Source organism: Microbacterium sp. Leaf351, from assembly GCF_001423825.1.
GTDB lineage: Bacteria > Actinomycetota > Actinomycetes > Actinomycetales > Microbacteriaceae > Microbacterium > Microbacterium ginsengisoli.
This window is the reverse complement of record NZ_LMPK01000003.1, coordinates 60,766-73,840: the sequence shown is the minus strand read 5'-3', so window position 1 is coordinate 73,840 and position 13,075 is coordinate 60,766. Positions and strand designations below refer to the sequence as shown.

Genomic DNA, 13,075 nt, shown 5'->3' with positions numbered 1-13,075 from the left:
GGGGCGAGCTCATGGGCATCGCGAACCGCACCGACTTCGACCTCGGCAACCACTCGACCGCGTCGGGCCAGTCGCTCACGTACTTCGACCAGGCGTCGGGCGAGAAGTACACGCCTTACGTCATCGAGCCCTCCTTCGGCCTCACGCGGTCGATGATGGCGTTCCTCGTCGACGCCTACGTCGAGGAGGAGGTGCCGAACGCGAAGGGCGGCACCGACGTGCGCACGGTGCTCAAGCTCGACCCGCGCCTCGCCCCCGTCAAGGTCGCGGTGCTGCCGCTGTCGCGCAATGAGAACCTCTCGCCGCTCGCGCGTGAGGTCGCCGACGATCTGCGCGGTGCGTGGAACGTCGACTTCGACGACGCCGGCGCGATCGGTCGCCGCTACCGCCGCCAGGACGAGATCGGCACGCCGTTCTGCGTCACCGTCGACTTCGACTCCCTCGAGGACAGGGCGGTCACTGTGCGCGAGCGCGACACGATGAGCCAGGAGCGGGTGCCGCTCGAGGCCCTGCACGGCTACCTGGCCGAGCGGCTGCGCGGCGCCTAGGCTCCGGATGCCGCGCCCCTCCCCTCTCGCGCAGTCGGTGCCACCCAGCGGCATCCGTCGCATTTTCGAGCTCGCCCAGACGCTCGACGACGTGATCGCACTGTCGGTCGGGGAGCCGGAGGTCGCTGTCGCCCCGCACGTGCTCGCCGCGGGGGCGGATGCGTGGGAGCAGGATGTCACCAACTACACCGCGAACTCGGGCATCGCGCCGCTGCGCGCGGCACTGGCCGCGAAGCTCGCGTCGTTCAACGGCTACACCGGCGGTGCGGATCACGTGCACGTCACGGCAGGCGGATCGCAGGCGCTGCATCTCGCGATGACGCTGACCCTGTCGCCGGGCGACGAGATCCTCATTCCCGACCCCGGCTACTCGACGTTCGCGATGGCGCCGCGGCTCGTCGGCGCCGTGCCGGTGCCGTACACGCTGACGGTGGCCGACGCGTTCGTGCCCGACGTCGACCGGCTCGACTCGCTCGTCACCGAGCGCACGCGGGTGCTGCTGGTCAACAGCCCGTCGAACCCGCTCGGCGTCGTGTACCCGCCGGAGGTGGTGGACGCACTGGTCGCGTTCGCCCGCCGTCATGACCTGTGGATCATCAGCGACGAGGTCTACGAGTACCTCACGTTCGGGCTGCCGTTCACGAGCGTGCTCGCGGCCGCCCCTGAGCGCACCGTCGGTGTGTTCTCGCTCTCCAAGACCTACGCGCTCACCGGCGCGCGCATCGGCTACCTCGTGACGCCGCCGCCGCTCACGCCCCTGTTCGGTCCGGCGAACGAGGCGATCGTCAGCTGCGTCAACGCGCCCGCGCAGTACGCGGCGCTCGCGGCGGTGACAGGCCCGCAGGACGCGGTCGAGGCCGCCCGCGCGACCTATGCCGCGAACCTCGCCGCCGCCCGCGAGCTGCTCGATGCCCGCGGCATCCCATACCTGCGCTCCGACGGCGCGTTCTACCTCTGGATCGATGTGTCCCACGCCTCGGGCGGCGACGTGTCCAGCTGGGCGGAGCGGTTCCTCGTCGCCGAGCGGGTGGCCGTGGCACCGGGGTCCGCGTTCGGCGCGGCCGGCGAAGGGTGGGTGCGCGTCTGCTACGCCGGTCGCGTCGAGCCGCTGCTCACCGGGCTGTCACGCCTGCCGCAGCCCTAGCGCGCGGCGCCCGCCGCCGGGCGGCCCGCCGCCCGGCGGCCCACCGCGCGGCCCGCTGCCGCACGGCACGTTCCGCGACGTACGGCGCCGCGCGCACCGCGCAACGAGCCGTCTCACCGACCTCGACCGGCTTGACCGGCTCGGCGCCACCGCGGCCCACGGCCCACGCGCGCGGCCCACGGCGCGCGGCCGCACGGCCGCACGGCCACCCGACGGACCGCAGCAGCACCACGCGCTGTCGCACGGCACGTTGCGCGGCGCACGGCCGCGCGCGCGTCGCGCAACGTGCCGTCCCACCGACCTCGGGCGGCTCGGGCGGCGACCGGCGACCGGCGGCCGCCGGACCGCGGCCAGCGTGCCGCGCCGCCGACGGGCACGGATGCCGCCGGTCAGTGCGCGTACGTGCCGTGGATGATCGCGCGGCCGAGGGTCTGGAACGCCAGCTGGAACGAGGCGACGGCGGGTGAGGCATCCTCGTCGATGCCGAGGGTCGGCGCCCCGACCGCGTGCACGACGAAGAAGTAGCGGTGCACCTGGTCGCCGGCAGGCGGCGCGGCACCCATGAATCCCGGCTGGCCGGCGTCGTTGCGCAGATGGAAGGCACCCTCCGGCAGCGCGGCCGCCGCGGCGCCGCGCTCGAGCGAGGTCACCGAGGCAGGAAGATCGACGAGCATCCAGTGCCAGAACCCCGACGGGGTGGGCGCGTCGGGGTCGTAGCACGTCACGACGTACGACTGGGTGCCCTCGGGGGCGCCCGACCAGCTGAGCTGCGGCGAGGTGTTGCCGAACTCGGCGACCTGCGCGTCGTCGAGCGGGGCGCCGTCGGTGATGTCGGCGCTCGTGACGGTGAAGGCCGGCACGGCGGGCAGCAGCGGGTACGGGTCGGGGGTGACGGGGCGTTCGAGGCTCATGCCCCCACGCTACGTCGCGCCGGCTCCGCGCGCACCGGGGTCGCGGGTCGAGACATCCGCCGTTCGGCCTGTGCACAGTGCCGTTCGGGGGCATCGCGCCCGGTAACGTCGAGCGCGCCGGACGCTGATCGGGGGGAGAGACATGACGGATGCCGCGGGCTCCCTCGTCGTCGCGGTCGTGATCGTCGCGACGCTCGTCGTCGTGGCCGCGACCCTGCACGCGTGGTACGCGGCGGGGCTGTCGCGGGTCTTCCGGGCGGTCGACGCGGACGGCTGGCGGGCCTGGATCCCGGTGGGCAACGAGGCCGAGCTGCTGCGCCTGGCCCGGTTCGAGCCGGCGCTCGCGGTGCTCGCATTCGTCCCGGTCGTAAACGTCTACGGCTACGTCGTACACGTGAGGGCGGTACACCGCGTCGGTGCCCGCTTCGGACTCGGCGTCGGCACGACGGTGATCGGCGCCCTCCTCCCACCGGTCTGGGCGATGGTCGTCGGCGCCCGCGCCCCGCTCCCACCCGCCGAAGTACGCACCCCTTCCGACGACGAGGACGATGACACGCCCGCGGTGATGGTCGGCCTGATCGGCGAGCGTGTGCCGGCGGCCGATGCCGCTCCCCTCCCCGCTCCCCCCGGGGGCTCGCCGCTCGCTGCCCCCGGCGCCACTCCGCTCGCCCCCGCCGGCCCCCCGCGGGCGCACGCCGCCGGGGTGCCGACGGTCGCGGCTCCCGCCGCCCAGACACCTCCCGCATCCGAATCTGCCGCCGAGGTGGTCGACGCGGTTCCCGCCTCGCACGACCTGCCGTCGGTGCTCCCCACCGACGTCGCCGATCTGCCGCTCCGCCGACGCTCACGGCGTTCCGTGGCACCCGGCGACGGAACGACGGCGGCCGCCTGGTGGATCGTCACCGCCGACGGGGAGCGGTACGCGGTGGCGTCCGATCGGGTCATCATCGGCCGTCATCCGTTCGGTGACGAGGCCGGGGTGCAGTACCTCGCCATCGCGGACGCGACCCGCACCGTGTCGACGCAGCACGCCGCGCTGCGCCTCATCGCGGGCCGGTGGTCACTGAGCGACATCGGGTCGACGAACGGCACGAGCGTCGTCGACGCCCGCGGATCCGTGCAATCGCTGGCCGCGCACACGGTGGCCGAGATCACGGGCGAGTTCCGCCTCGGCGACATGGCGCTGCGACTCGAACCGGGCCACTGACGCGATCCGGCGGATGCCGCCAATCACCGCCCGCCCGGCGGATCTCCGTAGAGCCCGTGGCTCGCGTGTGCTGCCGGCAGCGACGACGTCCCCTCGTGTGGTCCGGCACGCCGCCGTCTGCGCAGCACCGCGAGGGTGCCGACGATCGCGAGCGCGGCAGCGACCAGGACCGCGATGATCACCCCGACGAACACCGCCTCGCTGTTCGCAGGGGGCCGAGCGGTGACGCTCACCGCGGCGGAGGGCGTCTCGCTGACGACCGGCTCCGCCGACACGAAAGGGCTCACCGGCCCGCGTACGCCCGCACCCGGCACCATCACGAGCGCCTCGTACGGCTGGATCGTTCCCCATCCCGCGGCATCCGTGCGCTGGTCGGGATTCGCGCGCACAGCGGTCACCTCGAGGCGATAGGCCCACTGAGCCGGCGTCTCCTGCGGGTAGGCCGCAGCGACGAGCGCCGCCGCCGCCGACACGTAGGCGGTCGCGAAGCTCGTGGCGGGCTTGTCGGAGACGTAGATGCAGTCGCCGCCCTGGGTGGAGGTGGTGAGGATGTCCTGGCCGGGCGCAGCCAGGGCGACGTGCGGCCCGTGGATGCTCGCGTCCGTCACGACACCGCTGAGGTCGGTCGCCGCGACGCCGACGGCCCCCGGATCGCCCGCCGGGTAGCGCGCACCGTCGGCGGCATTCTCCTCGATGGCGAGCTGGTTGTCGCGGTTTCCCGAGCTCGCGACGACGAGGCTGCCCCGGGATGCCGCGTATGCCACCGCATCCCGCAGACCGGCGTCATCGGTCGCGGTGCTCATCGAGACGTTGATGATCTGCGCGCCGTTGTCGGCGGCGGTGCGGATGCCCGCGGCGAGACGGGCGACCGAGGGGCCGAATCCCGCTTTCACCTGGTCGGACTCGGTGCCGGCGAACACCCGCACGGACAGGATGCGCGCCGCCGGGGCGAGGCCCTCGACACCGGAGCCGTCGAGGGGGCGCGCGGCGATCTGACCTGCGATCGCGGTGCCGTGGCCGTTGAGGTCCGCGTTCGCACCGGCGCCGTCACCGACGAGGTCGATCGCGCCGACCATCGCGCCATCGAGGTGCGGGTTCGCCGCGACCCCCGAGTCGACGACGGCGACGGTGACTCCTGCGCCCTGCGTGATCTGCCAGGCATCACCGCTCTGCAGCACGCCGAGCGCCTTCACCGGGTCGGTTATGCGCGTCGAGGCGGTGCACTCCCCGGTGTCGGTCGCGAGCGGGCGCGCCAACGCGGCATCCGTTCGTCCCATCGCCGCCGCAGGCGTCGCCGCGGCCAGCAGCGCCGCTCCGAGCGCGACGCCGACGACCGCACGGATGCCGCGGCCCGCCGTCACGGGGCCCCGGTCGCCGTCGGGCTCGGCGAGAGCTGCTGCCCCTCGGTGCCCCCGCCGGCCCCGAACTCGGTCAGCGCCGGCCCGGTGAGGAAGAACGGGATCCAGGCTTTGGTGACCGTCGTCACGTCGGTCGCCTGGTAGCCGAGACGCTGGAGGGTCTGCTCGGTGGCGCCCGGCAGCGCGTAGGCGGTGCCGGTCGCGTCGATGAGGGTGTCGAGGCCGCTCGACTGATCGCCGCGCCCGGCGGCGTTGACGAGCGCACCGTGACCGGCGGCGACACTCACTCCCGCCGGAGCCGGCAGGCTCGCGGCGCGGGCGGCCAGCACGGTGCGCGTCGCCTGTCCGTCGCTCGCGAGCAGCGCGCAGGGCCGCGACGCCGCGTCGAGGGGGGTGAATCCCGCGGCGGGCCAGTCGGCGCCACCCGCCGGCTCCTTCGCGGTCGGGAGTCCCGAGCTCACCGACTGGGGAACGTCCTTCACGTCGGTGGCCTTCGCCCCGCTGCCGAGCTGGTACAGCTGCCACGCGAGCGGGCTGAGCGGGGCGAGAGTGTGATCCGACTGCACCAGGAAGCGATCGTCCTCGGCGCTCCCCGAGTAGTGGATGACGTCCCCGACGCGCAGGGTCGTGCCGAGCACCTGGTCGCCCGCGTCCGTCACGGTCAGTGGAGCAAGCGGGGCCCCCGGAGTGAAGAGATTGAGCCAGTCGACGCTCACCGCGCGCGGCGTGCTCGCCGCGATCCCGGCGGCGCGCAGCACGGCGTCGCCCGACGCGGCATCCACGAGGTGACTCGTCCCGCCTGCGACGACGTACCGGCCGCCGGCCGCGTCGACCACGATGGCCCGGTCTGTCGCGGTGGCCGCCGGTGCCTCGCCGAGCTGTACGGCGATGCCGGCGGCGTCGGCGAGGCAGGCCGTCCAGCCGGTGTCGATGAGAGCGGATGCCGCAGGCACCTGATCGGGCGCGCCCACGATGCCGACGGTCGAGCCGAGGGGGATGTCGGCGAGGTTCGACTGACTCGTGTTGATGACGTCGAACTGCCCGGCCGGCATCAGCAGACGCGCACTGGCGGTGTTGAGCACAGGGTGCAGCACGCCGTCGACGGTGACGTAGCGCGCGCCGGTGTCCTTCGCGATGATGAGCTTGCCGTTCTGCCAGCCGCTCGGGAGCCCCGGCTGGATGAGCCCGTAGAACACTCCGGCGAGCACGACCGCGGCGGTGAGGGCGATCGCGGCGATGACGGCGCGCAGTGGCGCGGCGGGCTCGAGCTCCTTCCCCTCGGGGGCACCGCTCGTGAACGCCGTGAGCAGGCGGCGGCGCGAGAAGTTCTGCGCCTCGATCAGGTCGCTCTTGGTCGCCACGCGGTCAGACCCATCCGCCGGCGATCACCCCGAGCGGCAGCAGCACCGCCAGGATGATCAGCTCGATCGTGTCGGCGACCCGTGCGAGCCGGGTGCGCGCGCGCGGCGCGAGCACCGTGATCGTCACGACGACCGCGGTGGCGATGATGAGCGCGACGAGGAGGACGAGGCGAAGCGCCGGCTGGCCGACGGTCACCGTGATACCCGTGACGGCGAGGCCGACGGTGCCGAGCGCCATGATCGCGAGCACCGCGCTGCGCGCGTAGGACTGGCGCGACGGGAACATCATGCCGAGGAACGCGAGTGCGCACAGCGCGGCGCCGGCCGCGTTCGCGGCCGCCACGAGCGGTGTCGCGGCGAGCGCGACGATGCCCAGCGCGAGACGGCTCGCGACGAGCACGCGATGGCCCGCCGCGATGCGCCGCGCAACGTCGTCACCGTCGATCGGTGTCGGCGCGGCGAACACCTCGGCGTCGCTCTGGGGCGAGATGACCCGGATGCGCGTCGAGCTGAGGGCGAGCCAGGGAAGCCCGTTGCCGAGCGTCGCCACGACCGCGACCATCACCGCGTAGACGGCGACCGCATCCACCGGCAGCACGGCGGCGAGCGTCGCAGTGACGCCGACCGCGGCGCCCGCGACGAGGGGGGCGAGCTGGATCTCGGGGCGGTCGGGTTGGAAGGCGAGTGAGGCGCCGCCGATGACGACCGCACCGAGTCCCGCGGCCGCGAGGGGCCACGTCCAGATCTCCGTCCCCGGCACCGCGAGGAATCCGGCGAGAGCACCGAAGAGGGCCGCGGCGATGCCGAGGCCGTGCCCCGCCTCGCTCTGGCCGAGGCGGCCGACCACGGCGGAGACGGCGACGAGCACGACCGCGCCTCCCGCGGCGACGATCGCACCGAGACCCAGCCCGGGGCCGGCTGCGAGCAGCAGCGCCGCGCACACACCGAGCAGCGTGAGGGACGCGGCGAGCGCCGTGCGTGCGTTGTCCTGGAGCGACCAGGGTCTGTGCTGTGAACTGGTCGCGTCGATCACAGCCTCGACGATGTCGTCGTAGACGCGCGGCTGAGCAAGCAGACCGCCGCGGGCGAGCGTGAGCAGGTCTCCGTCGTCGACACCCTGCTCCGCCGCCCCGCGCGCGACGTCGAGCACCGTGCCGTCCGCGCGCTGCAGGGCATAGCCCGCGTGCGTCATGGTCGGATCGAGCACGCCGAGACTGCGCGCGAAGCCCGGCATCAGCTCGATGAGCGGCAGCTGAGCGGGGATGCCGATGTCGAGCCGGCGGCCCTCGCACTGCACCGACACGCGCACGAGAGCACGCGAGGCGACGACGCTCTGACTCACCGGTGCGCTCCCCCTCGTTGCCCTCATCCGCCGTGCCCGCGCACGACGCCGCCAGTGTAGCCGCGGCGTGGAAGCCCTCGAATGCGCCTGGGGATGACTGCGAGGAGCCGGATCCAGATGACAGAACTCTCATCCACGAACTATCCACAATGGCCGGATCGGGCCCCGAGCGCGGGGGCCGATGGCTACCGTCGGACCCGAGGCGCTCGATCACGGTGACGACCACCGCACGGGAGCCCCACTCCGATCCAGTCAATGAATGAAGGGGGTTGACGTGGCAGATGTGATCTCCGCCGAGGAAGGCGCGCTCAAGCGCGGAGCCGAGGCAGTGAACACCGCGAAGGCCGGCATCGACCAGCAGGTGAAGTTCGTCCGTGGCGAGATCGAGCAGGTGCGCGGCTTCTGGACCGGCGCGGCCGCCGTCGCGTACACCCAGCTCATGACCCGATGGGACGACGAGACACGCAAGCTGAACGAGGTGCTCGTGACGCTCGAGTCGGCCCTGACCGGCACCGAGCGCGACCAGTCGGCGACAGAAGAGTCCCACCAGCAGACCATCTCCGGTCTTTCGTCGATCATGGGCAGCTGACGCACGCGTCGGCAGAGAGTAAGAGGAGTCATCATGCAGTCGATGTCCGTCAAGCCCGAGCAGGTCGTCGCCCTCGCCGGGCAGATCCGCACCGGCGCCAACGGAATCAAGGCTCGGCTGGAACAGCTCGAGAACGAGGTCGGCAAGCTCCGCGCCTCGTGGAACGGTGAGGCGCAGACCGCCTACGACACCGCACAGCGCAAATGGACGCAGTCACTGACCGCGCTCAACACCCTGCTCGAGCAGATCTCCGCCAAGACCACCGAGATCTCGCAGGGCTACGTGTCATCCGACAAGTCGTCGGCAGGCCGATTCTCGCTCTGACGTTCGGGCGGTGATCGCGGGCGGGCGTCCGGTCGGCGATCACCGCCTCGCCGATGAGGGGATGCCGCGGCCACCGGCATCCGTCTCGTCACCGTCGATGAATCGATCACAGGAGGAGTCATGACCGGATCGATCAGCGCCGCCGAGGGCGCGCTGCGGCGCGGTGCGGAAGCCGTATCGGGCGCGCGGGCCGACATCGTCGACAGCATCGGTCGCGTCCGAGGCGAACTCGACCAGCTGGGCGCGTACTGGCAGGGAGACGCCGCGACGGCGTTCCAGTCGCTGGTGTCCACGTGGAGCGGGGATGCGCAGCGCCTCACCGCCGTACTCGTCGAGTTCGACGGGGCGCTGCGCGGGACCGAACGCGATCAGGCCGCGACGGAGGACGCGCACCAGCAGACCATCTCGGGCCTCGGCACCATGATGGGCGGAAGCTGACATGCACGACTTCTCGGTCGACCCGCTCGCTCTGGAGGTCAGCGCGGCGGAGCTGCGCACGGAGAGCGCCCGTATCGGCGCGATCCTCGCCGGCCTGGAGCAGGAGGTCGGTCGGCTGGAGGCGAGCTGGGACGGCGATGCCCGATCCGCCTACCAGCGGGCGCAGCGCTCGTGGAGCGCGACCTTCTCCGAGATGCGGGATCTGCTCGAGCGCATCGCCCGCGCGGCCGATCAGATGTCGGCCGGGTACGTCGAGTCCGACCGCGCCTCGGCCAAGCTCTTCCGGAACGGCTGAGACCATGACCGATCCGGCGAGGCGACGCGTTGCGGCCCGCGAACCCGAGATCGGCACGCCGTCGAGAGACCTCGCTCAGTGACCCGCCCCGTCATCGAGAGGCGGCGCATAGCCGTGATCGATGCGACGTCCCGTCACGATCTCTCCGTGCCGATCGACCGCACGGTCGCCGACGCGCTGCACGCTGCACGCATCGACCTCGACCCTGCCCGCCAGACGCTCCTCGGCCGGGGCGGAAGACAGATCGCCCCGGGGTCGCCGATCGGCGACCTCGACGACGGCGCGGTCCTCACCGTCGTCGAGACGGGTGAGCGCCGGCCCACCGCGAGGAGCGGCATGCGCCGACGGCGCGACGCCGTCGAGAGCGCCGCCCTCTGGTGGACTCTGGGCGCGCTCGGCCTGGGGGTCGCCGTGGTCGCGCTCGGCGCGCCCGACGCGATCGTCCCGTCCGCGCGGCCGGTCCTCGCCGCCGTCGCGCTCGCCGCGGCGATCGCCTCCTCGGTGCCCTGGGCGACGCGGGCGTCCCCGCGCGCGACGGGCGCGGGGAGCGCGTGGGGCCCGCTCGCGCTCGCGTTCGCCGGCGGCGCGGTCGCGATCCCGGAGATGCCCGCCGCATCCGCGTCGCTGGCGGTGTTCACCGGTCTCGGATGCGCCGCGGCGCTCGCAGGGCTGCTCGGACTCGTCGCCTCGGCCGCCACCTTCCGCGCCGAGCTCGGCGTGACCGCCGTGGTGCTGCTGCCGTTCGCGCTGGTCTGGGGCGCGGCGATGATGCTCGACCTTCCCGTGTCCGCACCCGCCGCCGTCTCGCTCGGGCTCGTCCCGGTGGCGCGCCGCCTGCTGGTCGCGACTCTGCTCGACGTGTCTCCGGGCATGTTCATCGACTATCCGCGATTCCAGACGACGCGCTGGTCGGTGCGGCAGACCTATCCCGAGCCCGGCGGCCCCATCTCCGCGTCGACCGCCGCCGAAGTCGCCGTGCGATCCTCGGCTCGGCTCGTGGCGGGCACCGCAACGCTCTCGCTGATCGCCGCGGCCACCGCCCCCATCGCGCTGCCCGGCTTTCCCCTCACCGATCCACTCGTGTTCGCGGGCCGCGTGGCGCTCGCGATCTGTGCCGCCGCCGCCCTCCTGCTCGGATCCCGCCGCGCCCTGTCGCCCGTGACGATGTGGATGCCGCGGCTCGCCGCGACGGTCGTCATCGGTACCGCCGTCGCCGGGATCATCGGCGCGTTCGACGCCGATGTGCTCGCCGTCTCGGCGGTCGTGCTGCTGGCGGCGGGCGTGCTCGCGGGTCTCGCGGCGATCCCCATCGCCCGGGGTGCGCGGTCATTGGCGTGGTCGCGGACGGGAGACGTCATCGAGTGGCTCGCGATCGCCCTGGCGCTCCCGGCCGGCCTGATGGCCGCCGACGCCATCGACCTGCTGCGTGGAATGATGGGCGCATGAGCGGGGGGTCGCCGCCGAGCGGGGCCGTCGGCACGGGACGGGACACCGCGGCGTCGCGGTCGACCCATCTGGGCGCCGTGGCCGGTGTCGGCGCACGGGTCGCCGCGTTCACGATCGACATGGCCGCCGTAGCGGCGATCGCCACGGTCGTCGGAGTCGCCTCGGCATCCGTCCTCCTCGCAGTGGTCGCGACCCTCGAGGCGCTGGTCGCCCTGTGGGTGGTGCAGGGACGCACGGGGACGAGTATCGGGAAGGCGCTGCTCCGGCTGCGCGTGACGAGGGCGGACGCTCCGTTCTCGCCGGGGGTGGGACGGGCGTTCGTGCGCGGCCTCATCTCGGCGATGGGTGCTGCGGTGCTCGGCGTCGGAGCGTGGCTGGTCGAGGCGTCGGCGGCGTGGGACCGCGGGCCTCGCCGACGCTCCTGGGCTGATCGCGCGGCGCAGACCGTCGTCGTCGCGGTGCCTCGCCGTCACGAGGCCGACGTCGTCATGGGCACGCCCGACAACGGGGCCACGGTGCTGCCGGCCCCCGCGGTGAGGACGCAGCGAGGGGAGGGCATCGCCGGGAGCGCGGCGATCGCGCCGGTCATCCGTCGGCCGGATGCCGCGCCCGCCCTCATCACCTCGACTCCGCGGGTGGGCGGGGTGATCTCCGCCGCACCGACGCCGGTGGTCGATACGCTGCCGGGCGAGGTCACGGGGGGCGACAGCGGCGGATCGACGGGACAGCCCGGTCCGCGTCGGCGGGGTGTCGTCCCGTGGGAGACCGACGGACCCGCGGCAGATCCGTCATCGGGCGAGCTCCTGCTCGCGTTCGACACCGGACAGCGCGCGCAGCTTCCGGTGCCGGTCGCCGTGAACCTGGGGCGCCGGCCCGAGCCGACGGCTCCAGGTGACGAGCTGGTCGTCGTGCGCGACCCCGACGGCACCGTCTCGAAGACGCACGCCCGCCTCGAGCACACCCGCGCGGGCACCTGGATCACCGATGTCGGATCGACCAACGGCACGGACCTCCTCGATGAAGAGGGGCACGCCACGCCCGTGCTGCCGGGGGCGCGCACGCAGGTGGAGGACGGCGTCCGGGTGCGACTCGGCGACCGCGTCTTCACGGTGAGTCGTCTCCTCGGCGACTCCGACTGAGCGGATGCCGCGGCGCGGCCGCCACCGCGCGACTTATCCACCGATTCCCCGGTGCGCACATCGTCGACGAGCGCCTCCACAAGAATTGATCCGATCCAAGAGGGGGAGGCGCTGACATGTCGTGGCTCGGTGTGAACTTCGAGGCCGTGCAGAACCAGGCCGAGAAACTGCTCATCCAGTCGGCGCAGCTGCCGACGTCCGAAGAGCTGACGCACGTCGACGGGCACTCGACGGAAGCGGCCGAAGCGACGTTCTACGCCTGGCTCGCACGCAACGCATCGACGCTGGCCGACTCCGTGACCGGCATCCAGACCGTCATCACCGAGCATTCCGACGCGTTGAAGGCGGCCGCCCAGCGCCTCGTGGCATCCGATGACCTCTCTGCACTGACAGCGGGGATGCTCGAGCACGCCATCGACGTCGCGGCCGCACCGTCCGCCGCCTCGGCACCGCCGCCACCCGCAGGAGCCGCGCAGACCGACAGCTCCGCCGTGGCGAGCGCCTGGGTCGACGGATCGTGAGGTTCGCCGCACCGCGCATCGCGGCGGCGACGGCGTTCGTCGCCGCGACCGCGCTCGCGCTCGTGCCCTCCGCCGCGTCGGCCGCGGCGACGACCGATGGCAACTGGTGGTATGCCAAGTACAACCTCGCGCAGCTCCACTCGTCGGGCATCGACGGCTCCGGCGTCACCATCGCGGTCATTGACGGACCGGTGAACACCGAGTTCCCCGCACTCGTGGGCGCGGACATCGTCACCCACGGGCCGGCGTGCGACGGCTCCGCGGCGACCACGACCACGTACACCGAGGACTCCGGTCATGGCACCTCCGTGGCGTCGCTCCTGGTGGGCACAGGCGCCGGCCCCGGGGAGATCCGGGGCATCGCTCCGAAGGCCACCATCGACTACTACGTGGCGCCGCTGAACTCGACCGACCCTGCGTGCGGGGTGCAGACGGCGGACGGTCAGCGCACC

14 protein-coding genes and 1 pseudogene are annotated in these 13,075 nt (G+C 73.1%); 11 read left to right on the top strand and 4 right to left on the bottom strand.

What is annotated here, in order from left to right; all coding sequences use genetic code 11:
• Window positions 1-548: His/Gly/Thr/Pro-type tRNA ligase C-terminal domain-containing protein (locus tag ASG00_RS14215; protein WP_235559058.1), on the top strand; the 548-nt coding region annotated here is incomplete at its 5' end.
• Window positions 549-555: 7 nt separating this feature from the next.
• Window positions 556-1,692, top strand: a complete 1,137-nt coding sequence (locus ASG00_RS01825) for a pyridoxal phosphate-dependent aminotransferase (RefSeq protein WP_056206420.1) — start codon at window positions 556-558, stop codon at window positions 1,690-1,692.
• A gap of 389 nt (window positions 1,693-2,081) precedes the next feature.
• Here ASG00_RS01825 and ASG00_RS01820 read toward each other — a convergent pair whose 3' ends face one another.
• The gene (locus ASG00_RS01820; protein WP_056206419.1) at window positions 2,082-2,603 is read right to left on the bottom strand and encodes a YbhB/YbcL family Raf kinase inhibitor-like protein; all 522 of its coding nucleotides are present in this window, start codon (window positions 2,601-2,603) and stop codon (window positions 2,082-2,084) included.
• A 142-nt stretch (window positions 2,604-2,745) separates the two neighbouring features.
• On the opposite strand from ASG00_RS01820, the gene ASG00_RS01815 reads away from it, so the two are divergent.
• Complete coding sequence (locus ASG00_RS01815) at window positions 2,746-3,810, top strand: DUF5684 domain-containing protein (RefSeq protein ID WP_056206417.1); 1,065 nt, start codon at window positions 2,746-2,748, stop codon at window positions 3,808-3,810.
• Window positions 3,811-3,833: 23 nt separating this feature from the next.
• On the opposite strand, the gene ASG00_RS01810 is transcribed toward ASG00_RS01815, so the two are convergent.
• The 3 genes from ASG00_RS01810 to eccD are packed head-to-tail and all read right to left on the bottom strand — an operon-like array spanning window position 3,834 to window position 7,871.
• On the bottom strand, window positions 3,834-5,171 hold the full coding sequence (locus ASG00_RS01810) for a S8 family serine peptidase (RefSeq protein ID WP_056206416.1): 1,338 nt from the start codon (window positions 5,169-5,171) through the stop codon (window positions 3,834-3,836).
• Window positions 5,168-6,529, bottom strand: coding sequence for a type VII secretion protein EccB (eccB, locus tag ASG00_RS01805; protein ID WP_056206413.1), 1,362 nt, complete (start codon window positions 6,527-6,529; stop codon window positions 5,168-5,170). The genes ASG00_RS01810 and eccB overlap by 4 nt, the downstream gene beginning before the upstream one ends.
• A gap of 4 nt (window positions 6,530-6,533) precedes the next feature.
• Window positions 6,534-7,871, bottom strand: coding sequence for a type VII secretion integral membrane protein EccD (gene eccD / locus ASG00_RS01800; protein WP_056206409.1), 1,338 nt, complete (start codon window positions 7,869-7,871; stop codon window positions 6,534-6,536).
• A 274-nt stretch (window positions 7,872-8,145) separates the two neighbouring features.
• On the opposite strand from eccD, the gene ASG00_RS01795 reads away from it, so the two are divergent.
• From ASG00_RS01795 to ASG00_RS18800, 8 genes and pseudogenes are all read left to right on the top strand, one after another.
• Window positions 8,146-8,460 (top strand): WXG100 family type VII secretion target, encoded by a 315-nt coding sequence (locus ASG00_RS01795; RefSeq protein ID WP_045245778.1) that lies wholly within the window; start codon window positions 8,146-8,148, stop codon window positions 8,458-8,460.
• A gap of 33 nt (window positions 8,461-8,493) precedes the next feature.
• Window positions 8,494-8,784: a WXG100 family type VII secretion target gene (locus ASG00_RS01790; protein WP_056206407.1), complete on the top strand. Its 291-nt coding sequence runs from the start codon at window positions 8,494-8,496 to the stop codon at window positions 8,782-8,784.
• A gap of 120 nt (window positions 8,785-8,904) precedes the next feature.
• On the top strand, window positions 8,905-9,222 hold the full coding sequence (locus tag ASG00_RS01785) for a WXG100 family type VII secretion target (protein WP_056206405.1): 318 nt from the start codon (window positions 8,905-8,907) through the stop codon (window positions 9,220-9,222).
• A 1-nt stretch (window position 9,223) separates the two neighbouring features.
• On the top strand, window positions 9,224-9,517 hold the full coding sequence (locus tag ASG00_RS01780; protein ID WP_045245769.1) for a WXG100 family type VII secretion target: 294 nt from the start codon (window positions 9,224-9,226) through the stop codon (window positions 9,515-9,517).
• Window positions 9,518-9,664: 147 nt separating this feature from the next.
• A complete protein-coding gene (locus ASG00_RS15085; RefSeq protein WP_137877770.1) occupies window positions 9,665-10,963 on the top strand; it encodes a hypothetical protein in 1,299 nt (432 codons plus the stop codon).
• Window positions 10,960-12,102, top strand: a complete 1,143-nt coding sequence (locus tag ASG00_RS15080; RefSeq protein WP_056206402.1) for an RDD family protein — start codon at window positions 10,960-10,962, stop codon at window positions 12,100-12,102. Before ASG00_RS15085 ends, ASG00_RS15080 begins: the two co-directional genes overlap by 4 nt.
• 116 nt (window positions 12,103-12,218) lie before the next feature.
• Complete coding sequence (locus ASG00_RS01765; RefSeq protein WP_056206400.1) at window positions 12,219-12,623, top strand: hypothetical protein; 405 nt, start codon at window positions 12,219-12,221, stop codon at window positions 12,621-12,623.
• Window positions 12,620-13,075: pseudogene (locus ASG00_RS18800) on the top strand (S8 family serine peptidase); the annotation flags it as partial. The gene ASG00_RS01765 and the pseudogene ASG00_RS18800, both read left to right, overlap by 4 nt.

Coding starts and splice junctions, on each gene's coding strand:
- ASG00_RS01825 (WP_056206420.1), top strand. CDS start 556: ATGCCGCGCCCCTCCCCTCTCGCGCAGTCGGTGCCACCCAGCGGCATC.
- ASG00_RS01820 (WP_056206419.1), bottom strand. CDS start 2,603: ATGAGCCTCGAACGCCCCGTCACCCCCGACCCGTACCCGCTGCTGCCC.
- ASG00_RS01815 (WP_056206417.1), top strand. CDS start 2,746: ATGACGGATGCCGCGGGCTCCCTCGTCGTCGCGGTCGTGATCGTCGCG.
- ASG00_RS01790 (WP_056206407.1), top strand. CDS start 8,494: ATGCAGTCGATGTCCGTCAAGCCCGAGCAGGTCGTCGCCCTCGCCGGG.
- ASG00_RS01785 (WP_056206405.1), top strand. CDS start 8,905: ATGACCGGATCGATCAGCGCCGCCGAGGGCGCGCTGCGGCGCGGTGCG.
- ASG00_RS01780 (WP_045245769.1), top strand. CDS start 9,224: ATGCACGACTTCTCGGTCGACCCGCTCGCTCTGGAGGTCAGCGCGGCG.
- ASG00_RS15080 (WP_056206402.1), top strand. CDS start 10,960: ATGAGCGGGGGGTCGCCGCCGAGCGGGGCCGTCGGCACGGGACGGGAC.
- ASG00_RS01765 (WP_056206400.1), top strand. CDS start 12,219: ATGTCGTGGCTCGGTGTGAACTTCGAGGCCGTGCAGAACCAGGCCGAG.